Source organism: Bacteroides sp. MSSM.1001136sp1_RTP21357st2_D2_RTP21359_211015, from assembly GCF_040913205.1.
Taxonomy (GTDB): Bacteria; Bacteroidota; Bacteroidia; order Bacteroidales; family Bacteroidaceae; genus Bacteroides; species Bacteroides ovatus.
In genome coordinates, this window is record NZ_JBDFVF010000040.1 from 1 (window position 1) to 20,962 (window position 20,962).

The following is a 20,962-nucleotide window of genomic DNA, read 5'->3' on the forward strand; positions in this document are numbered from 1 at the left end:
ATAAGATGAAAAGACAATATTGGTGTAAGATAAATGTATAAAAGATTAAGGAAAGAGTATAATGCGTTTTCCCTGCGTAGCTCTGACAGAACAATACCGATTGGGTAAATCAAGTATAACGGCTTTATAATGCAAACTTCATAGGGACATACGTTCTTCTATCCCGTATTCTATGCTGTTAATCTACAAAGAGACAGGCTGACAATAAAAGTCCGAATCTTTTATTGTCAGCCTGTTTTGGGTTATTGTCAGCACTTATTGTCAGCTGTTAATACGTTGAAAATCATTATTCTATATGGATGAAATCTTTAGCTGACAATAAAAAGACTAAATAATATCCTTATGAGTAAAAATGATTAGAAGCGGCAGCGAAGATCTACCCCAAATTGCATTGGGCGTCCTTTCTGCATGAAACCTTTGTTCATTGTTTCGAAATAGAAGGCGGCATAGTCTTTATTCAGGAAGTTGCGTGCCCAGAAACTAATCATTGCATCACCGATTTCCAGATTCGTTCTCCAGTTGAGTGTGCCGTAGAAGGATTGGCTGACGTCGTTTTGTTCAGTCCAGTAGATACGTCCGGCAGCGTTATAGTTCGCTTGGAATACAACCCGGTCGAAGATAGAACGTGGGCTGCAGGTGATGGCATATTCTCCACCGATATTTAATGTATGCTTGGGAACAAAGGGAACATATTTGCCATTGTAATCCGTAATTATGGGAGTGCCATCTTTTTTCTCTTCGGTGATTACATAATCAGTAAAGGTGGCATACGTATATCCATAACTGGCATTCAGGCTAAGTTCTTTAGTCACACTGGCACGAAGAGCTGCTTCTGCACCATAGCTGCGACTTTTTCCTGCATTAATCGTGATACGCCCCAAACCACTTTCTGCAAATTGGGAGAGTTGTTGGTCGCGGGTATCCATGTAGAATGCTGCGACGTCGGCCCAAAGTCTGCCTTCCCATAAAGTAAGGTGGCTACCTACTTCGTAGTTCCACGAATATTCGGGCTTGTAAGTAGTAGAAGTTTTTACGTCAATCTCTTTTGCTGGTACCATTTGGTCCATCATTTTTATAATGGTTGCCCCCCATGTGGCATCTTGCCCTATTGTCGGACTTTCTTTGATGGCATTCATCATCGAATTTTTCAATTCTGTTTGTGATAAGTCAGAGAACATTTGGATGTTATATCCTCCCGAACGATATCCCCGGGTAACGGTGGCATAAACGTTATTTTGATTCTTCCATTCATATTGAATAGCAAATTTGGGTAGAAGCTGTACATAATCAGTCGAGAGTTTGCCTACAAAAGAGGCCGGAGCTTTCATATTCTGATCGGACAGGTTGATTTGGTTGGGGCCCATAGCTAAGTGAAAATCGAAACCAAAATCGATAGGAGTGCTAAGAGAATTATACTTCATACTGATTTTCTCGTAATCGAGCCGGAGGCCGGCTGTAACGGACAGCCCTTCTATGAACAAGTTGTTGAAAGTAGACTGATGATAAAGTGCACCGCTAAGAGTCGGGGTATCGAAAGTTCCTCCTACGCTTAAAGTCGGGTTGTGTACAGTCATTCCCATGGTGGGAGCTCCGGGTTTGGCAGATGCTTCTTCAAAAGCAGCATTGGCGTTGTTTTCAATGACCGACTTCACTCCTTCTTCTTTAAACAAAACAGGACCTGTAGTATGCAGCCATTGATAGAATCCGAAAGCTCCCGTAGCCCATTGCCATCTTTTTCCGGGTTTGGCTTTCAACACAATCTCTTCGGAAATGGTGTTTGCACGTTGCTTTTGCTCAATATTGAAAATATCTCTTTCTGTGAAATCCTGATCGAGGAACATACGGTCATTCAGGTTCTGATAACCTGTCACGGCACTTAATATAAAGTTGTTAGCTTGATATTCGATGTTAACACCGGAGTTGAGCAATCCACGGCGGTAACTACTGCGGTCGTTATATGAAATCTTTCCGATATAATCTGCCCGGTCTTCTGTAATTTCTTTACCGTCTTTTTGAGCTTTGGCTATGGCACTGGGAGTAATACCGGTATAATAATACGGATACCCACCTTGATCGCTATATTCATAGCTAAGTGCCATATCTATTTTTAGATTAGATGTCGGCAGGTAAATTCCACGAAAACGTCCGCCTCCGGCGTTGCTTTTGTCGACCTTTTCGTTATTTCTTGCCGAATTTTCAAAGAAGCCACCTGTGTGTTCGTAGAAACCTCCGGTAGAAAAAGCGAAGCGGTCGGATGTCCGGTGATAGTGGGTGAGTGACACATTATAATTATTGTAGGTCGCTGCTCCCATGCGGATATCAGTACCTTGATAAGTGAAAGGCGATTTTGTGTGCACTTTGATAAGTCCTCCCATCGTATTACGTCCGTAGAGAGTACCTTGTGGTCCTCGGAGAATGTCAATACGTTCGATATCAGCATAGTTGAAGTCGAAAGCGGATTTGTCGATATAAGGGATGTTGTCTACGTAAAGTCCTACGGACGGAGTGTTGATACGTGAGCCGATTCCGCGGATATAAATGGAAGTGGTCAGTTTGGAACCATAATCGGGGATAAACAGATTAGGGACGATGCCTGTCAGGTTTTTCACAGAGTTCACCTGATTGGCGCGCATATTATCTTGCGATAAAACAGTGGCTGCCACCGGTAATTCACGCAACTTACGATTCTCTTTCGGAGTGGCAATCACTACCACTTCTTCGATGTCTACTATTTTTAGTGAGTCTTTCGGGAAATCTTCCGCCCATGCTGTACCTGTCGTCAGGAGCGTGAGGGCAATCATAATATTCTTTGTCTTCATCTGCTGTTAATTTATCTGGTGCAAAGTAACGGCAAATATAGATGACGGTCAATCCTCATTTATTAGGATTATGACTTATTTTTTAAGAGGTCAGATTCGGTCAGCTTCGATATATCCGTTCATTACAGCATAAATAGTCAGCCCGGAGACGGACTTAATGCCTAATTTCTCCGTGATATTTTTTCGGTGAGTGATAACGGTAGTCAGGCTGATATTCAGTTTATCTGCTATTTCTTTGTTGATTAATCCTTTGGTTATCAGTACGAGCACTTCTATTTCACGGGCGGATAGAATTTCCTGATGAGGCTGCATCGGAGGCATGGGTGGCATATCTTTTACCGGATAACCGTCATGGTGAGCATGTTGGTGAAGTTTCAATATGTTTTTCACCAGCTCTTCTTCGGATTCGTGAATGTTGAGTACAGGTACGCCGGACAGTTGGAATTGCGGACTGTCGCTTGCCAATACAATCGTTTTTCGTTTCCGGGGGAGAAAGAAAGCATTGTGCTCCACGTAAATCTGTGCGGAAATGAAATAGTGGGCATACATATCGGGAGTATCGTCCATCAGTTCGCTGAAGTGATGAAAAGTCCGTATGGTTGCCATAGGAATCATTTCCTCCAGGATTCCTTTCAGACCGAGACAGGTCAATGTATTGGCTTCTACGATTGCTATTTCGGGTTGATAATTCATTTTAGTGTAAGTTTAATTAATGATTGAAATAGTTGGCTGCTGCTTCTGCACATCGTTCGCCGTCCACCCCGGCAGACACAATTCCTCCGGCATAGCCTGCGCCTTCTCCGCAAGGAAATAATCCGCGAACGGTGACATGTTGTAGAGTATCCTTATCGCGTATGATACGAATGGGGGAAGAAGTTCGTGTTTCCACACCAATCATTACTGCCTCATTTGTCAGGAATCCGTGACTGCTTCGTCCGAATTGTTGGAAACCAAGAGATAGCCTTTTGCTAATAAATGATGGCATCCAGAAATGAAGTGGAGACGAAATCAATCCCGGACTATAGGATGACTCGGGCAGATCGTAACTCAATTTCTTGCGGGTAAAATCCAGCATGCGTTGTGCCGGAGCAGTCTGTCGTCTGCCTCCCTGCAACCAGCATTGACGTTCCAATTCCTCTTGAAAGTGAAGAACAGATAGTAACTGTGAATTAATCTCTGAAAGTTGTGAACTTTTCAAATTCGGGTTTAGTGCCATCAGCTGTTCATCTTGTTGCGCAGCCAATTCTTTATTCCTCATTTTTAATTCTTCATTTCCCAAATCTTCCGGTTGAATTTCCACTACCATTCCCGAATTACTCCACCGTGACCCACGGTTGGCAGGAGACATGCCGTTTACTACCACTTGTTCCGGTCCGCTGGCGGCAGGAACGATGAAACCTCCGGGACACATACAGAAACTATATACTCCTCTGCCTTCTGCCTGTGTTACAAAGCTGTATTCAGCAGCGGGCAGGTATTTGCCCCGTCCATTCTTATTATGGTATTGTATTTGATCGATCAACATTGCCGGATGCTCCAAACGGACACCGACTGCAATGCCTTTCGCTTCAATCGCCACATGATTCGCAGCCAGCCAACGATATACATCTCTCGCCGAATGTCCGGTTGCCAGTATCACGGGTCCGAGAAAAGTCTTTCTTGTATTTGTTTCGATACCTTTGACTTCATCGTTCTCAATAATCAATGCATCCATTCGTGTCTGGAAATGTACTTCTCCGCCACATTCGATAATGGTGTTCCGCATATTTTCAATGACACGTGGCAATTTGTCTGTTCCGATATGCGGATGCGCATCCACCAATATCGAAGTTGAAGCTCCATGCTGGCAAAATACGTTCAGAATCTTATCTACATTTCCTCTCTTCTTGCTCCGGGTATAGAGTTTCCCATCCGAGTAAGCTCCTGCACCTCCTTCTCCGAAACTGTAATTCGATTCTGGATCAACAGTGTGTTCCCTGCTGATTTGTGCCAGGTCTTTTTTACGTTCGCGCACGTCTTTTCCACGTTCGATGACGATAGGGCGTAATCCAAGTTCAACAAGGCGTAATGCAGCGAATAATCCGCCGGGACCTGCGCCAACGACAATCACTTGCGGTTTTCCTTCTACATTATTATATATAGTACGTTCGTACTCATCTTCTTGCGGCATTTCCTTGATGTATGCCCTTACCTTCAGATTGACGAAGATAGTCCGCTGGCGTGCATCAATACTCCGTTTCAAGATTCGGGTAGCGGTGATGTCACGTAAATTCAGACTTTTTTCTTTAGAAAGATATTCCTTTAATTTCTGTTCGTTTGCTGCGATTTCGGGAAGTATACGGAGTTGGTATTCTTGTGTCATTTAGTTATTATTGATATTGTTTTCGATTATCCAATTAGAAAAACGGGCTATTTATGCATCAGTGTCTTATCCGAATAAAGCCCTGAACGCCTCTTCTACTTTTCTCACCGGTACTAATTCTATCTTCAGTTTTTGGGTATCGATCCCTTGCAAGTTATATTTAGGTAGCAAGAAACGTTTGAAACCTAACTTTTCAGCTTCACCGATACGCTGTTCAATTCGATTCACAGGACGTATCTCTCCCGACAATCCGATTTCTCCCGCCATGCAAACTTCCGGCTCAATGGCTGCATCCATATTGGAAGAAAGGATTGCACTGATAACCGGCAGATCGATAGCCGGATCATTCACTTTCAATCCTCCGGCAATATTCAGGAACACATCTTTCTGTGCCAACTTAAATCCCACCCGCTTTTCGAGAACAGCCAGCAGCATATTCATTCTTCTCAAATCGAAACCGGTTGCCGAACGTTGCGGATTTCCGTAGACTGCAGAGCTTACCAAAGCCTGTGTCTCAATCAAAAACGGGCGAATCCCCTCAATGGCGGAGGCAATGGCTACCCCGCTCATCCCTTCATGATCCTGACTTAGCAAAAGTTCGGAAGGATTACTCACTTGGCGCAACCCATCCTGACGCATTTCATAAATACCTAATTCTGCCGTACTACCGAAACGATTCTTGATACTGCGTAGAATACGATACATATAATGTTGGTCGCCCTCAAATTGAAGAACAGTATCTACGATATGTTCCAGCACTTTAGGTCCTGCAATACTTCCTTCCTTATTAATATGTCCGATCAGCAATACAGGCGTATGTGTTTCTTTCGCAAAACGAAGAATAGACGCCGAACACTCTCTGACTTGCGCTATACTTCCGGGAGACGATTCGATACTTTCGGTGGAAATAGTCTGTATAGAGTCGATAATCACTAAATCGGGATTCGTATTCTTGATATGCACATAAATCTGTTCGAGTGAAGTCTCGCAAACGATCAGGCAATCGCTGGAAGTGTCAGAGAGACGGTCGGCACGAAGTTTCAGCTGTCGTGCACTCTCTTCACCGGATACATAAAGAATCTTCTTTTCCGGCATGTGCAGTACGGTCTGCATGACGAGCGTCGATTTACCGATTCCCGGCTCGCCGCCTATCAGGACAAGAGAACCCTGTACAAGTCCGCCTCCCAATACACGATTCAGTTCATCATCGTGCATATTGATGCGTGGCTCGTCGTCTGCCTCTATATCGCTAAGTGCCAGTGGCTTGGGCTTCTGTGTTTCAATGCCCGACACCGGACGGCGGTTAGTGGGTTCTTTCCGTACGATTTCTTCAACATACGTATTCCATTCTCCACACGACGGACATTTACCCACCCATTTCGGTGAATCCTGTCCGCAATTACTGCATACATATACGGTTTTCTCTTTTGCCATCGAAATTCCTTTCTTCTTGTAGGGTACAAAAATAGGGATAATTTATTAGAAATAAGTTATCCCTGCCTAATAGAAATAGATGAAGCCTACAGAGTTATCTCTCCCGCTATCGAACGGTTCATCCGGTCGCGTACCTCATCCGGGGTATATCCATGTCCCAGTAAGAACATTAATTTAGTGACTGCCGATTCCGTTGTACTGTCATATCCGGAGACAACGCCTGCCTGCAATAACTGGTATCCTGTTTCGTAACGTTCCATTTCTACCATTCCTGCGCTGCATTGTGTTACGTTGACAATCACAATTCCACGTTCACTGGCCTGACAGAGCCGGCGTATAAACCATTCCTTTCGGGGAGCATTCCCCGAACCGTATGTTTCGAGCACAACCGCCTTTAAACCTTCAATCCCCAGAATGGTGGCAATTACATTTTCCTGGATGCCCGGAAAGAGCTTCAGTACCACTACATTGGTATCCAGCAAATAGTGCGGTTTCAATTCCCGTTCTTCACCATTTCCGTGAATTTGTACATTATTATATTTAATATGGATTCCCGCTTCCGCCAATACCGGATAATTGAAAGAACGGAATGCATTGAAGTTTTCTGCATTCATCTTTGTCGTACGGTTTCCCCGCATCAGGTGATTTTCAAAGAAGATGCATACTTCGGGCACCAGTGCCCTTCCTTCCTTGTTTTGTGCAATGGCAATCTCGATACTGGTCATCAGATTTTCCTTTCCGTCCGTGCGGAGTACGCCGATGGGAAGCTGTGAGCCTGTGAGGATAACAGGTTTGTCCAGTCCTTCCAGCATAAAACTTAGTGCGGAAGCGGTATAAGCCATCGTGTCCGTTCCGTGCAGGATGACGAAGCCGTGGTAACGATTGTAGTTGTCATGAATAATGCGTACCAGCTTCCGCCACATATCCGGTTCCATGTCCGACGAATCCATCGGAGGATCAAACTGATAGGTGTCAATTGGAAAATTGAACTTTTGCAGTTCGGGGATATACTTTTGCAGTTGCTCGAAGTTAAAGTTCTCCAGAGCACCTGTCGCGGCATTCTCAATCATACCAATTGTTCCACCGGTGTATATTAACAATACGGAAGTATTTAATGGGTTCATAAGCTGATTTTGTGCGATTGTTTTCGCAAATATAATAATAGATTTGATAAATAAGTAACAAAATGTCATAAAAGTGAAGGCGAATGACCGGATAAAGCGCAGGCGAAAGATTCTTTTTATCAGAAAAAAACCGAAAAAAGTGATAGATTGAACGTTTTTATTATTACTTTTGCGACACTTATCAAAAACAAGAGTAGAAACAAGGACTATGATGAAGTACTATCCACATACAGTCACATCCATGTGTACCATGACCCTTAGGGGTTAATGGATAGTTTTTGTGTATCTACGTGATTCACGCTTGTATAAGCAGGCAAAATTCAAATTCAATTTTATTCGTAAACAACCAATCGTTCTGTAAAAAGCAAACTGCAGGACATTGCATTTAAATAAGTATCTTCATGAAAGTAATGAAATTCGGCGGAACATCCGTAGGTTCCGTGAACAGCATTTTAAGCGTAAAGAGAATTGTAGAGTCGGCAAATGAGCCGGTAATTGTAGTTGTTTCCGCATTGGGAGGCATCACTGACAAATTGATAAATACATCGAAGATGGCGGCAGTGGGAGATTCAGCCTATGAGGGTGAGTTTCGCGAAATCGTTTACCGTCATGTGGAGATGATTAAGGAGGTGATTCCTGCCGGAGAAAAGCAAGTATCGTTGCAACGTCAGATTGGCGAGCTGCTGAACGAATTGAAGGATATCTTTCAGGGAATTTACCTGATTAAAGACCTTTCCCCGAAAACTTCGGATACAATCGTCAGCTATGGTGAACGCCTTTCATCGATCATCGTCACCGCACTGATTGAGGGAGCAAAATGGTTCGATTCGCGCACTTTTATCAAGACGGAAAGAAAGCATAGCAAGCACACGCTGGATACAGAATTGACTAATAAACTGGTGAAAGAGGCTTTCCAGTCTATTCCTAAAGTAGCGCTGGTGCCGGGATTCATCTCTTCGGATAAAACGACAGGGGATGTAACAAACCTCGGACGCGGTGGCTCGGACTATACGGCTGCCATTATTGCTGCGGCGCTGGATGCGGCAAGTCTGGAAATCTGGACGGACGTAGACGGATTTATGACGGCTGATCCGCGTGTCATTTCGACTGCTTATACGATTACGGAATTGAGTTACGTAGAAGCGACCGAACTTTGTAACTTCGGCGCAAAGGTGGTTTATCCGCCGACTATCTATCCCGTATGTCACAAGAATATTCCTATTATAATAAAGAATACATTCAACCCGGATGGAGTGGGAACGGTTATCAAACAAGAAGTTTCCAACCCGCAGAGCAAGGCTATCAAGGGGATTTCCTCCATCAACGACACAAGTCTGATTACTGTTCAGGGTCTTGGTATGGTAGGTGTGATCGGTGTAAACTACCGCATTTTTAAAGCATTGGCAAAGAATGGAATCAGCGTGTTCCTCGTCTCACAGGCTTCATCGGAAAACAGTACTTCTATCGGTGTGCGTAATGCCGATGCCGACCTGGCTTGTGAAGTGCTGAACGAAGAATTTGCGAAAGAAATAGAGATGGGGGAGATTTCTCCGATTCTGGCGGAAAGAAATCTGGCAACAGTGGCTATCGTAGGTGAGAATATGAAACATACACCGGGTATCGCAGGTAAACTTTTCGGTACACTGGGACGTAATGGTATCAACGTTATCGCTTGCGCACAGGGAGCTTCGGAAACTAATATCTCTTTTGTTGTCGATTCCAAATCCTTGCGTAAATCATTGAACGTAATCCACGACTCTTTCTTCCTCTCCGAATATCAGGTATTGAACCTCTTTATCTGTGGTGTCGGTACGGTAGGGGGCAGTCTGGTAGAACAGATTCGTTGCCAGCAACAAAAGCTGATGATGGAAAACGGACTGAAACTCCATGTAGTAGGCATCATTGATGCAGCCAAGGCAATGTTCAGCCGTGAAGGTTTCGACCTCGCCAACTTCCGTGAAGAACTGTTGGAAAAGGGCAAGGACAGCAGCTTGCAAACCATCCGCGACGAGATTATCGGAATGAATATCTTTAATTCTGTATTTGTAGACTGTACGGCCAGCGCTGACATCGCATCGCTTTACAAAGATTTCCTGCAACACAATATCTCTGTGGTAGCAGCCAATAAGATTGCGGCTTCTTCCGCTTATGAAAACTATCGTGAACTGAAAACGATTGCCCGCCAACGGGGTGTGAAGTATCTGTTCGAAACAAACGTAGGTGCAGGTCTTCCGATCATCAATACAATTAATGACCTGATTCATAGCGGTGACAAGATTCTGAAGATTGAAGCGGTGCTTTCCGGTACACTGAACTATATATTTAATAAAATCAGCGCCGATATTCCTTTCAGCCGTACCATCAAAATGGCACAGGAAGAACGCTACTCTGAACCGGACCCACGTATTGACTTGAGTGGAAAAGATGTGATCCGTAAACTGGTGATTCTGGCACGTGAAGCCGGATACCGTCTGGAACAGGAAGATGTTGAAAAGAACCTCTTTGTTCCGAATGACTTCTTCGAAGGTTCTCTGGAAGATTTCTGGAAACGTGTTCCAAGTCTCGACGCAGACTTTGAAGCCCGTCGCCAGGTATTGGAAAAAGAAAACAAGCACTGGCGTTTCGTCGCCAAACTGGAGAATGGAAAAGCCTCCGTCGGCCTGCAGGAAGTAGGAGCCAACCATCCGTTCTACGGCTTGGAAGGCAGCAACAATATTATCCTGCTCACTACGGAACGCTATAAAGAATATCCGATGATGATTCAAGGATACGGTGCCGGTGCCGGCGTAACGGCTGCCGGAGTATTTGCCGACATCATGAGTATCGCAAACGTTTAATAAATTAAAAATTGAGAATTAAAAATTGAGAAATACCATTCGGAAACGGATCTAAGGCTTTCTTTCATTTTTTAATTCTCAATTCTCAATTTTCAATTTATGAAGCATATTATCATATTGGGAGACGGAATGGCCGATTGGCCAGTAAAGTCATTAGGGGACAAGACGCTCCTGCAATATGCAAAGACGCCTTATATGGATAAGCTAGCTCGCATGGGACGTAACGGCCGCCTGATTACTGTGGCGGAAGGTTTCCATCCGGGTAGTGAAGTTGCCAATATGTCCGTGTTGGGATATAATTTGCCAAAGGTATATGAAGGTCGCGGACCGCTGGAAGCTGCCAGTATTGGTGTGGATCTGAAACCGGGTGAGATGGCAATGCGCTGTAATTTGATTTGTGTGGAAGGAGATATTCTGAAGAATCACTCCTCCGGACATATATCTACGGAAGAAGCAGATGTATTGATTCAATATTTGCAAGAAAAACTGGGCAATGACCGCGTACGCTTTCATACAGGAGTTCAGTACCGCCATCTATTGGTTATCAAGGGAGGTAATAAAGAACTGGATTGTACACCTCCGCATGATGTACCTTTGAAACCTTTCCGTCCATTGATGGTGAAACCATTGGTTCCGGAAGCGCAAGAAACGGCAGATCTGATTAACGACCTGATTCTGAAATCACAGGAACTGCTGAAAGATCATCCATTGAATCTGAAACGTATGGCAGAAGGTAAAGATCCTGCGAACAGTATTTGGCCCTGGAGTCCCGGTTACCGTCCGCAGATGCCTACTTTCTCCGAGACTTTCCCACAGGTAAAGAAAGGAGCAGTCATCTCGGCTGTCGATCTGATAAACGGAATCGGTTATTATGCTGATTTACGTCGCATCGCAGTAGAGGGAGCGACCGGACTTTATAATACGAACTATGAAAACAAAGTGACCGCTGCCTTGGAAGCATTGAAGACGGATGATTTTGTTTATCTGCATATCGAAGCCAGTGATGAGGCCGGACACGAAGGAGACATCGACTTGAAACTTCTCACTATCGAGAATCTTGATAAACGTGCCGTAGGACCTATTTATGAAGCAGTGAAAGATTGGGACGAACCGGTAGCCATTGCTGTATTGCCCGATCATCCTACTCCCTGTGAGCTTCGTACTCATACATCTGATCCCATTCCGTTTCTTATCTGGTATCCGGGTATCGAGCCGGACGAAGTGCAGACGTATGATGAAATAGCCGCTTGCAACGGTAGTTACGGACTTCTGAAAGAAGACGAGTTTATAAAAGAATTCATGAAATAAGTCACCACAGATTATGAAATATTATAGTACGAATAAACAAGCACCTGTTGCCTCACTGCAAGAAGCGGTGGTAAAAGGGCTTGCTGCCGACAAAGGGCTGTTTATGCCTATGTCTATCAAACCTCTTCCACAGGACTTTTACGATACGATTGATAGTTTATCCTTTCAGGAAATTGCTTATCGCGTAGCCGATGCTTTCTTCGGTGAGGATATTCCTGCCGATACGCTGAAACAGATTGTATATGATACATTAAGTTTCGATGTACCTTTGGTTAAGGTGGCAGATAACATCTATTCACTTGAACTTTTCCACGGACCGACGTTAGCATTTAAAGATGTAGGCGGTCGTTTCATGGCGCGTCTTTTGGGATACTTCATTAAAAAAGAAGGACAAAAGAATGTCAATGTATTGGTAGCTACTTCCGGTGATACGGGAAGTGCTGTTGCCAACGGCTTTCTGGGTGTGGAAGGTATTCATGTGTATGTGCTTTATCCGAAAGGAAAAGTGAGCGAAATACAGGAGAAGCAATTCACTACGCTCGGACAGAATATTACTGCGCTTGAAGTGGACGGAACATTTGATGATTGTCAGGCATTGGTGAAATCTGCTTTCATGGATAAAGAATTGAATGAACACCTTTCGTTGACTTCTGCCAACTCCATCAATGTAGCCCGTTTCTTGCCGCAGGCATTCTATTATTTCTATGCTTATGCACAATTGAAACGTGCCGGAAAAGCTGATAATGCTGTAATCTGTGTACCTAGTGGAAACTTCGGAAATATCACCGCCGGATTGTTTGGCAAGAAGATGGGTTTACCCGTGAAGCGTTTCATTGCTGCCAATAACCGCAACGATATTTTCTATCAATATCTGCAGACAGGTAAATATAATCCCCGTCCGTCTATCGCAACGATTGCTAATGCTATGGACGTAGGCGATCCGAGTAACTTTGCCCGCGTACTCGATTTATATAGTGGTTCACATGCTGATATCTCTGCCGAGATTTCAGGAACAACTTATACCGATGAGCAAATCCGCGAAACGGTGAAGGAAACCTGGAAAGAACATCATTATCTCCTTGATCCTCATGGTGCTTGTGGATATCGTGCGTTGGTAGAAGGCTTGAAAGAGGGAGAAACAGGTGTATTCCTTGAAACGGCTCATCCTGCCAAGTTCCTCGAAACAGTGGAAAGCATTATTGGAGAAGCGGTAGAAATCCCTGCCAAATTGCAGGAATTTATGAAAGGCGAGAAAAAAAGCCTTCAAATGACAAATGACTTTGCGGACTTCAAGAAGTATTTGTTGACGCTTTAATCCTCTTCTTCCTATGAATGAATTTGTGCCACCTTGTTGGCACGGTTGTGCCATCGAAGTGTCACGGTCGTGCCAACAAGGTGGCACAATTGTGACAATAGGGTGGCATAAACCGGATAATTGCAATATAGTTTATATAGAAGCTAAGAATACTAAATATTCTCCCGTACAATGAACAGTAAACTCATTTGCTGTTGCTTCATTAAGCGTTCCTTGCCACCAATTAGTAAAATCACTAAGAGGATAAACTAATCCCTCTCCTTGCAATCCTTTCGCTCCGAAATTGAAAATAGAAACTTGTTGCCCCGGATGAGAGGCGAAAGCTTGCGTGTCTTTGGCGGGGATAAACATACCATAATCGGTAATGGTACGTACCTCGATACCATCTTTCATGTAGTCGATCAGCAGACTGATGTTTCCTAATGTATGATCTTCCCGTTTGCCGGTGGCTCCGACAATGGCAATTCTTCGGAATCCTTTCTTTTGCAGGAAATGAACAGCTTTGGTTTGGTCGTTCGTTTCTTGATCCGCTATCTGATGTACAATAGGGGAGAAAAGTTCTTTATATTCCGGTGAAAGAGAATCCCCGTCACCGATAATTACATCGGGGGTATGCCCACGCAGGATATATTCATTGGCAGCCCCGTCACAACAAACTACAAATTCTGCATTTTTCAGCATTTGCAGGGGAAGAGGATGGCTGGGATATTCGCCATTGGCTAGTATCACGGCTTCGGGAGTATAGTGTTCGTATTTCATTGTATGCTCATTAATTTTTTCCACTTAAAATAGCCAAAGATAGCTATAATGGAGTAAAGTCCATACAAAGCGGAAGTAAAATAAAGGTCTTTGTAGATATAAAGTCCGCAGCAGACAATATCCACAAGAATCCAGGCAAACCATTGCTCGACGTATTTGCGTGCCAGCATCCACATGCCGACAATACTTAATGCGGTAGTAAAGCTATCTAGCCAAGGAACATTGCTATCCGTATATGCTATCAGTATCCATGCAATACCGAGGAAAGAAACGATGAATATCAGAAAAAGAGGTAAGTAACATTTTCCCGGAGTATGTATGATAGGAAGATCTTTGGATTTTTCCCCTCCCCACATCCAGAAGAACCAGCCGTAAATGGCAGCTATCAGGTAGTAGATATTGATGCCAAAGTCAGCATACAATCCGGCTTTGTAATATACGAAGATGTAGATGGCAGGCATCACAATGCCCGCTATCCAAAGGTAGATACTTGCCCGGTACTCTAACCAAAGGTAGATCAGCCCGACAATCGTACCGAATATTTCCAGAAAATTCAATTCCATAACTCTGTGTGATTAAAAGCGGAAAGAAACATGTCCCATAACGTTTGTTCCTGCTTGTGCAGCATATCCGGCATAGTTTCCCCGATTTTCCAGCGTATCGGTGTAGTCACTTGATGCCCAGCCGTTGTTTTCATATTTTTCATTAAACAGATTGTATACAGTAAATCCTACGGTGACTTCTTTCAGTACTTTCTTGGGACGGAAGCTGTACGCCAGATTGAGGTTGCTGACAAAATACTTATCAAGAGTCAGTTCTTCAACTTCTGCGTTTGTCATATACTGTTTGCTCACGAACTGTGATTGCAGGGCAGCTTCGAATCCCTTATAATTGAATGAGAAACGATTGTTGAGTAAGAAGTCCGGTGAGAAAGCAATGTGAGTGTCTTTATGCTTTATCTGAATAGTCGGGAGAGAAGTAGAGCTACCGTCGTCATTATAGTGGTAGCCCGGCAGGCTCTCTACGAAATCCTGAATACGGTTTTTGCTCCATGTAGCGTTGATATCCCATTGAAACCATTTGCACGGTTTGATTCCCAGCATGATTTCGATTCCCATGCGATAACTGTCCGGCACGTTTTCGGTCAGTGCTTCACCTATATCGTTTAAGGCTCCGGTCAGAACCAGTTGGTCGGTATAGTCCATGTAGTAGAAGTTTGCACCTGCTGTCAGCCATTGGTTGGCGAAGGTATATCCTGCTTCATAGTCGAGCAGCTTTTCTGCTTTGGGGTACGAGTCCGGATCACCATCCGTATAATTGTTTCTTGTTGGCTCTTTTTGAGCAACCGAGAAAGAGGCATAGACACGATGGTTGGAAGTGATGTTCCAGTTTAATCCTACTTTCGGATTAAAGAAATCGAACTTTTTATCTACTGCCAGTGGACGCAGGGCATTCTTGCTCCAGTCATATTTATCATTGTTTCCGTCGATGGTATAGTTGATGTGGCGATACTGGAGATCGGCATAAGCACTTAGTCCTCTAGTAAGATCGTAGTTCGCTTTCAGATAAATATTTCCATCGGTCTTCTTGGATTTGTTGCGGTAATATTCATGGTCGGGAGATAGAGAACCTACGTAGTTTTTCACCCAGGGAACTCTTCCGAAGTTATTGCCCCGGTATTGATTCAAACCACCTCCCAGAGACGCATTTAGCCTGTTGGCCGTGTAATTGAGAGAAAAAACGCCGCCGCCGAATTTGTTGTCCATCTTCTTTTGACGGACTAAATCGCTTTTAGATACTTCGGTTCCATCTATTGTAAATGGTTTTAAACCATATTCTATCAGGTATCTGCCGTCTTTGTACTCTTCGTAATAACCGTCACCTTTGGTATAATGTAAGGCAACGTTCAGATTCCAGGCTGTCGAGAAAGTATGATTGAAGAGAAGCTGATAATTCTTTTGCAGATAATTATCTGTTTGGTCGTCGTAATAATATTTTTTGCCGTTGGCATCAGTGTACATTTCCCCGCAAGGATTGTAGCGTCTGCCGAATTTTTCCATTTGCTCTTTTGTTGCGTATCCCCAAGCATGATATGTTTTTTCTTTTCCGGCAAATGCAATGAGCTTCACAGATGTGTTTTCTGCAAAATAACCTCCTTGCAGGTAGTAAGAGTTCAAGTCCACCGAAGCACGGTCTATGTATCCGTCCGTACCGATATTGGAAAGGCGGGCGTCAAACGTCCAGTGGTTATTGAGTAGGCCGGTTCCCACTTTCACTGTTTCCTTGTGCGTGTTGAACGAACCGTATGAACCATTGAATTCGGCGTATGGTTTCATAGATGCACCTTCGGTTTGCATATTGACACTGGCTCCGAAAGCACCTGCTCCGTTCGTCGATGTACCTGCTCCGCGCTGCACCTGCATATCTTTTACGGAAGAAGAAAAGTCGGGCATATTCACCCAGAACAGGTTATGGCTTTCGGCATCGTTCATCGGTATGCCGTTTACCGTGATGTTGATTCGTGTGCCATCGGTTCCACGTACGCGAAGTGTCGTATAGCCGATACCAGCTCCTGCATCCGATGTGGTCAGTGTGGAAGGAGTCATACTTAGCAGATAGGGGATATCCTGTCCGAAGTTTACCTTTTTGAGTTCTGCTTTGCCTATATTGGTGAATGCCACGGGAGTTTTGGCTGTGGCACGTGTGGACACTACCTGCACCTCTTGCAGGTTTACTACTCTCATACTATCCTTTGCACTCGTCTGTGCATGAACAGTGATACCTGCGCCCAATAAGGCGACGGCCATCCATACAATTCTTTTCATTTTTGCTTACTAATTAGTTCTCTACGCCGGCATTACCCGGATCAGATTCTATGGGTATGTTCTCAGCCCGTCATGTTAAGGCACCCCTACCAGTGAATCGGTGACAAAAATACTGCTTTTGCAGGAGGAAAGCAAAAAAAACTTTTAGATTCACTAAAAACAATATAACTTTGTAAATTGTTGAAATAACAAAACTGCATTTATTCACTTAATATATATTTAATTATGCTACTATTATTGCAAGCAACACAAGCTGCGGACTCTGTGCAAGTGGCTGCAGACGAATTAATGAAAGAGGCGATTGCCAATGCTGACGGATTGGATAAGCTTTCGCTGATTACTCAACAATTGATAGACTTCGGTATTCGTGCCGGAGAACGTATATTGATTGCGGTCCTTGTCTTTGTCGTCGGACGTTTCCTCATCTCGCTGCTCAACAAATTCATCAGGCGTCTGATGGATAAACGAAAAGTAGATGTAAGTATCAAAACTTTCGTTAGAAGTCTGGTCAATATTCTGTTGACAATCCTGTTAATCATTTCTGTTGTCGGTGCCTTGGGAGTTGAGACAACTTCATTTGCGGCTTTATTGGCTTCCGCCGGTGTCGCTGTCGGTATGGCTTTATCCGGTAATCTGCAAAACTTTGCCGGTGGACTGGTTATTCTTTTGTTCAAACCTTATAAAGTTGGCGATTGGATAGAAACACAGCAGGGATCAGCCGGTACAGTAAAAGAAATTCAGATATTCCATACCATCCTTACTACTGGGGATAATAAACTGATTTATATACCGAATGGTTCATTAAGTAGTGGAGTAGTGATTAATTACAGTCACCAGGAAACCCGCCGTGTAGAATGGATTATTGGTATAGATTATGGGGAAGATTACAATAAGGTTCAGCAGATAGTTCGTGATATTCTGGCTGAAGATAAACGTATCTTGAATGAACCTGCTCCGTTTATAGCTCTTCATGCGCTAGATGCCAGCAGTGTGAATGTGGTGGTACGTGTATGGGTAAATAGCGGAGATTATTGGGGTGTTTATTTCGATACCAATAAAGCTATTTACGAAACCTTCAATGAAAAAGGTATCAACTTCCCTTTCCCACAGCTTACTGTGCATCAGGGAAATTGATTGTTATACTCTGATAATTCAAAAAATAAGGGAGTTGTACTTAACGTGCAACTCCCTTATTTTTTGGAAAACTTGTCTGGTGTGATTGAATAAATCTCTTTTTTATTTTATACCGAAATCTTCGGCTAGTTCATATCTATCTTCTTTGATTCCCAGTACATGATTAATTTTTCTCCTTTTCTCGAGATCTTTAAAGTAGTTTTCCACAACCTGATAGAGATCGAAGTTAGTGGTTGATCCTGCGGCTAAATCGAGTGATTCCACCATCTTTTCTACGGCTTGATGGATTTTCTCTGCGTCTATCAGATGCAGTTCGTTGCTGTGTATTAAATATTTTTCCATGACTGCAATGTTTTTAATGTTATATAGGTATAACATCTTGCAGTCATGGAAAGTTCAATGATTGAATGTTAGATTTTGGCAAGCGCCTGATCCAAATCCGCAATCAGGTCATCAATATGTTCCGTTCCAATTGATAAACGTACGGTGCCCGGATAAATCTCCTGTTCGGCGAGTTCCTGTGCATTGAGCTGTGAATGGGTAGTGCTTGCCGGGTGGATCACCAATGATTTCACATCGGCAACATTGGCAAGCAGGGAGAAAATCTCCAGGCTGTCGATGAAGCGGTGTGCTTCCTCTTGTCCGCCTTTTACCTCGAAAGTAAAAATGGAACCGGCACCATTCGGGAAGTAACGTTGATACAGTGCATGGTCAGGATGATTGGATAATGACGGATGGTTCACTTTCTTCACTTTCGGATGATTGTTTAAGAAATTCACTACCTTCAATGCATTTTCTACATGGCGTTCTACGCGCAAGGAAAGAGTTTCCAAGCCTTGCAACAGGATAAAAGCGTTGAATGGACTGATGGTGGCACCTGTGTCGCGCAGCAGAATAGCCCGGATACGGATGGCATAGGCAGCCGGACCGGCTGCATCAACGAAGCGTACGCCATGATAGCATGGATCAGGTTCGGTTAGTTGTGGAAATTTGCCGGAAGCTACCCAGTCGAATTTGCCCGAATCTACAATGACTCCTCCTAATGACGAACCGTGTCCGCCAATGAATTTTGTTGCGGAATGTACTACGATATCTGCTCCGTGTTCGATAGGGCGGATTAAATACGGGGTACCAAATGTGTTGTCAATAATCAAAGGTATTTTGTGGCGGTGGGCTATTTCAGCTACTGCCTCTATATCAATGATATTTGAGTTCGGATTTCCCAATGTCTCGATAAATACGGCTTTCGTATTTTCCTGAATGGCTTTTTCAAAGTTCGATAAATCACTTGGATCAACGAATGTTGTTGTGATGCCATAACTGGGTAAGGTATGAGCCAGTAAGTTATAGCTTCCTCCATAAATAGTTTTGGCTGCCACAATATGGTCGCCTGCACGAGTGATGTTCTCGAAAGCATAAGTGATAGCAGCGGCACCCGAAGCAACTGCCAGCCCTGCTACTCCTCCTTCAAGAGCGGCTACGCGTTGTTCAAAAACTCCTTGAGTGGAGTTGGTCAGACGACCGTAGATGTTTCCCGGGTCCTGCAGGCCGAAACGTGCGGCTGCGTGAGCGGAGTTGTGAAATACATAAGAAGTAGTCTGATAAATAGGTACTGCACGGGCATCTGTTGCCGGATCTGCTTGTTCTTGTCCTACATGAACTTGTAAAGTCTCGAAATGTAAATTCTTTGTTGCCATAATCGTATATTTTTTAAGTTTAATATTCTTTCTTTATTTTCTTGCAAAGTTATTGGATGAAGATATATCGAACAATATATATCTAAAATATAGAAAATAATGCTATTTTTGTGCCATTATATGGAATAATATAACTGTGCTATTCCTAGAAATCACCTTTTAGAAGAATATTTTTCTTATGGATACTTTTGATAAACTGGATAGAGTCGATTTGCAAATACTCCGTACTTTGCAAGAAAACGCCCGATTGACGACAAAAGAGTTGGCTGCACGGGTGAGCCTTTCTTCAACTCCTGTTTTTGAACGTCTTAAACGGTTGGAGAGTGGAGGATATATAAAGAAGTATATTGCCGTATTGGATGCGGAAAAGCTGAATCAGGGATTTGTCGTATTCTGCAGTGTGAAGCTTAGACGTCTGAACAGGGATATAGCAGCCGAGTTTACACGGATTATACAGGATATTCCTGAAGTAACCGAATGTTATAACATATCAGGAAGTTATGATTACCTGTTGAAGATTCATGCTCCCAATATGAAATACTATCAGGAGTTTATTCTGAATGTGTTGGGGACGATTGATAGCTTAGGATCACTGGAAAGCACGTTTGTAATGGCTGAAGTGAAGCATCAATATGGGATACATATTTAGTTCGTTGTGTGATAGTCTGAAATTTATCTTGTATATTTGCTATGTAATATAAATCCTCTTCTGCTGACACAATGAATTCAAAAACATATCCTCGCACCAATGATTTCCAGACTGTTTATCTGAATACAGTGATTAAGAATCCTGCCATTATGGTAGGTGATTATACAATATACAATGACTTTGTAAATGATCCTGTTCTTTTTGAGAAGAACAATGTATTATATCATTATCCGATTAATAAAGACCGATTGATAATTGGCAAATTCTGTTCCATTGCTTGTGGAGCCAAATTTCTTTTTAACAGCGCAAACCACACATTGGGTTCTTTATCCAATTATACGTTTCCTATCTTTTTTGAGGAATGGAATTTAGATAAAGGAGATGTAACTTCTGCTTGGGATAATAAAGGGGATATAGTAATAGGTAATGATGTCTGGATTGGATATGAAGCTGTTATCATGGCAGGAGTTCATATCGGAGATGGAGCGGTTATTGCGTCGCGGGCAGTGGTTACTAAAGATGTTCCTCCTTATACGATAGTAGGTGGGACACCAGCCAAAGAAATCCGGAAGCGTTTTGATGAGAATACGATTGTCCAATTGCAGAAATTGCAATGGTGGGATTGGAGTATTGAGAAGATATCCGAATGTATACCTTATATTACAGGTGGAAAGATTGAAGAACTGATAAAAAGATAAA

General features: G+C 43.3%; 16 protein-coding genes and 1 riboswitch. Of the genes, 6 read left to right on the forward strand and 10 right to left on the reverse strand.

From position 1 onward, the window contains the following. Positions 1-356 precede the first annotated feature (356 nt). The 5 genes from AB5217_RS21010 to AB5217_RS21030 all read right to left on the reverse strand — a co-directional run bounded on the left by AB5217_RS21010 (position 357) and on the right by AB5217_RS21030 (position 7,739). Entirely contained in the window at positions 357-2,819 is a 2,463-nt protein-coding gene (locus AB5217_RS21010) for a TonB-dependent receptor (protein WP_032844365.1), read from the reverse strand. Positions 2,820-2,909: 90 nt separating this feature from the next. Continuing rightward, the gene (locus AB5217_RS21015; protein WP_004306407.1) at positions 2,910-3,512 is read right to left on the reverse strand and encodes a response regulator transcription factor; all 603 of its coding nucleotides are present in this window, start codon (positions 3,510-3,512) and stop codon (positions 2,910-2,912) included. Between the two features lie 16 nt (positions 3,513-3,528). Continuing rightward, positions 3,529-5,181 (reverse strand): NAD(P)/FAD-dependent oxidoreductase, encoded by a 1,653-nt coding sequence (locus AB5217_RS21020; RefSeq protein ID WP_032844366.1) that lies wholly within the window; start codon positions 5,179-5,181, stop codon positions 3,529-3,531. Between the two features lie 66 nt (positions 5,182-5,247). Beyond that, on the reverse strand, positions 5,248-6,615 hold the full coding sequence (gene radA, locus AB5217_RS21025; RefSeq protein WP_008777372.1) for a DNA repair protein RadA: 1,368 nt from the start codon (positions 6,613-6,615) through the stop codon (positions 5,248-5,250). 86 nt (positions 6,616-6,701) lie between these two features. Continuing rightward, on the reverse strand, positions 6,702-7,739 hold the full coding sequence (locus AB5217_RS21030) for an asparaginase (protein WP_004309066.1): 1,038 nt from the start codon (positions 7,737-7,739) through the stop codon (positions 6,702-6,704). Positions 7,740-8,140: 401 nt separating this feature from the next. Between AB5217_RS21030 and thrA the strand changes: the two genes are divergently transcribed. From thrA to thrC, 3 genes are all read left to right on the forward strand, one after another. Further along, complete coding sequence (gene thrA, locus AB5217_RS21035) at positions 8,141-10,576, forward strand: bifunctional aspartate kinase/homoserine dehydrogenase I (protein WP_004299126.1); 2,436 nt, start codon at positions 8,141-8,143, stop codon at positions 10,574-10,576. 99 nt (positions 10,577-10,675) lie between these two features. Continuing rightward, positions 10,676-11,884, forward strand: coding sequence for a cofactor-independent phosphoglycerate mutase (locus tag AB5217_RS21040; RefSeq protein WP_032844368.1), 1,209 nt, complete (start codon positions 10,676-10,678; stop codon positions 11,882-11,884). Positions 11,885-11,897: 13 nt separating this feature from the next. Continuing rightward, on the forward strand, positions 11,898-13,199 hold the full coding sequence (thrC, locus tag AB5217_RS21045; protein WP_032844370.1) for a threonine synthase: 1,302 nt from the start codon (positions 11,898-11,900) through the stop codon (positions 13,197-13,199). A gap of 132 nt (positions 13,200-13,331) precedes the next feature. On the opposite strand, the gene AB5217_RS21050 is transcribed toward thrC, so the two are convergent. Genes AB5217_RS21050 through AB5217_RS21060 form a run of 3 tightly spaced genes read right to left on the reverse strand, consistent with a single transcriptional unit; the run spans position 13,332 to position 16,783 of the window. Beyond that, entirely contained in the window at positions 13,332-13,958 is a 627-nt protein-coding gene (locus AB5217_RS21050; protein WP_004306414.1) for a thiamine diphosphokinase, read from the reverse strand. Then, entirely contained in the window at positions 13,955-14,521 is a 567-nt protein-coding gene (gene pnuC, locus AB5217_RS21055) for a nicotinamide riboside transporter PnuC (protein WP_032844371.1), read from the reverse strand. The genes AB5217_RS21050 and pnuC overlap by 4 nt, the downstream gene beginning before the upstream one ends. Positions 14,522-14,533: 12 nt before the next feature. Continuing rightward, positions 14,534-16,783 (reverse strand): TonB-dependent receptor, encoded by a 2,250-nt coding sequence (locus AB5217_RS21060; RefSeq protein WP_032844372.1) that lies wholly within the window; start codon positions 16,781-16,783, stop codon positions 14,534-14,536. A 1-nt stretch (position 16,784) separates the two neighbouring features. Continuing rightward, a riboswitch (TPP riboswitch) is annotated at positions 16,785-16,881 on the reverse strand. A 127-nt stretch (positions 16,882-17,008) separates the two neighbouring features. Here AB5217_RS21060 and AB5217_RS21065 point away from each other — a divergent pair. Next, positions 17,009-17,917, forward strand: coding sequence for a mechanosensitive ion channel family protein (locus AB5217_RS21065; protein WP_004299133.1), 909 nt, complete (start codon positions 17,009-17,011; stop codon positions 17,915-17,917). Between the two features lie 102 nt (positions 17,918-18,019). Here the strand turns inward: AB5217_RS21065 and AB5217_RS21070 are convergent, their stop codons facing one another. Both AB5217_RS21070 and AB5217_RS21075 read right to left on the reverse strand, forming a co-directional pair. Then, positions 18,020-18,259 carry a hypothetical protein gene (locus AB5217_RS21070; protein WP_004306417.1) on the reverse strand — a complete coding sequence of 80 codons (240 nt, stop codon included), beginning with the start codon at positions 18,257-18,259 and terminating at the stop codon, positions 18,020-18,022. A 68-nt stretch (positions 18,260-18,327) separates the two neighbouring features. Continuing rightward, positions 18,328-19,614: an O-acetylhomoserine aminocarboxypropyltransferase/cysteine synthase family protein gene (locus tag AB5217_RS21075; protein ID WP_004299135.1), complete on the reverse strand. Its 1,287-nt coding sequence runs from the start codon at positions 19,612-19,614 to the stop codon at positions 18,328-18,330. Positions 19,615-19,792: 178 nt separating this feature from the next. On the opposite strand from AB5217_RS21075, the gene AB5217_RS21080 reads away from it, so the two are divergent. Both AB5217_RS21080 and AB5217_RS21085 read left to right on the forward strand, forming a co-directional pair. Then, positions 19,793-20,263, forward strand: a complete 471-nt coding sequence (locus AB5217_RS21080; protein WP_004299136.1) for an Lrp/AsnC family transcriptional regulator — start codon at positions 19,793-19,795, stop codon at positions 20,261-20,263. 71 nt (positions 20,264-20,334) lie between these two features. After that, the gene (locus tag AB5217_RS21085) at positions 20,335-20,961 is read left to right on the forward strand and encodes a CatB-related O-acetyltransferase (RefSeq protein ID WP_004306418.1); all 627 of its coding nucleotides are present in this window, start codon (positions 20,335-20,337) and stop codon (positions 20,959-20,961) included. The last annotated feature ends 1 nt before the right edge of the window (position 20,962 follow it).

Coding starts and splice junctions, on each gene's coding strand:
- AB5217_RS21030 (WP_004309066.1), bottom strand. CDS start 7,739: ATGAACCCATTAAATACTTCCGTATTGTTAATATACACCGGTGGAACA.
- AB5217_RS21085 (WP_004306418.1), top strand. CDS start 20,335: ATGAATTCAAAAACATATCCTCGCACCAATGATTTCCAGACTGTTTAT.
- AB5217_RS21015 (WP_004306407.1), bottom strand. CDS start 3,512: ATGAATTATCAACCCGAAATAGCAATCGTAGAAGCCAATACATTGACC.
- thrC (WP_032844370.1), top strand. CDS start 11,898: ATGAAATATTATAGTACGAATAAACAAGCACCTGTTGCCTCACTGCAA.
- AB5217_RS21060 (WP_032844372.1), bottom strand. CDS start 16,783: ATGAAAAGAATTGTATGGATGGCCGTCGCCTTATTGGGCGCAGGTATC.
- radA (WP_008777372.1), bottom strand. CDS start 6,615: ATGGCAAAAGAGAAAACCGTATATGTATGCAGTAATTGCGGACAGGAT.
- pnuC (WP_032844371.1), bottom strand. CDS start 14,521: ATGGAATTGAATTTTCTGGAAATATTCGGTACGATTGTCGGGCTGATC.
- AB5217_RS21040 (WP_032844368.1), top strand. CDS start 10,676: ATGAAGCATATTATCATATTGGGAGACGGAATGGCCGATTGGCCAGTA.
- AB5217_RS21065 (WP_004299133.1), top strand. CDS start 17,009: ATGCTACTATTATTGCAAGCAACACAAGCTGCGGACTCTGTGCAAGTG.
- AB5217_RS21050 (WP_004306414.1), bottom strand. CDS start 13,958: ATGAAATACGAACACTATACTCCCGAAGCCGTGATACTAGCCAATGGC.
- thrA (WP_004299126.1), top strand. CDS start 8,141: ATGAAAGTAATGAAATTCGGCGGAACATCCGTAGGTTCCGTGAACAGC.
- AB5217_RS21075 (WP_004299135.1), bottom strand. CDS start 19,614: ATGGCAACAAAGAATTTACATTTCGAGACTTTACAAGTTCATGTAGGA.
- AB5217_RS21080 (WP_004299136.1), top strand. CDS start 19,793: ATGGATACTTTTGATAAACTGGATAGAGTCGATTTGCAAATACTCCGT.
- AB5217_RS21010 (WP_032844365.1), bottom strand. CDS start 2,819: ATGAAGACAAAGAATATTATGATTGCCCTCACGCTCCTGACGACAGGT.
- AB5217_RS21070 (WP_004306417.1), bottom strand. CDS start 18,259: ATGGAAAAATATTTAATACACAGCAACGAACTGCATCTGATAGACGCA.
- AB5217_RS21020 (WP_032844366.1), bottom strand. CDS start 5,181: ATGACACAAGAATACCAACTCCGTATACTTCCCGAAATCGCAGCAAAC.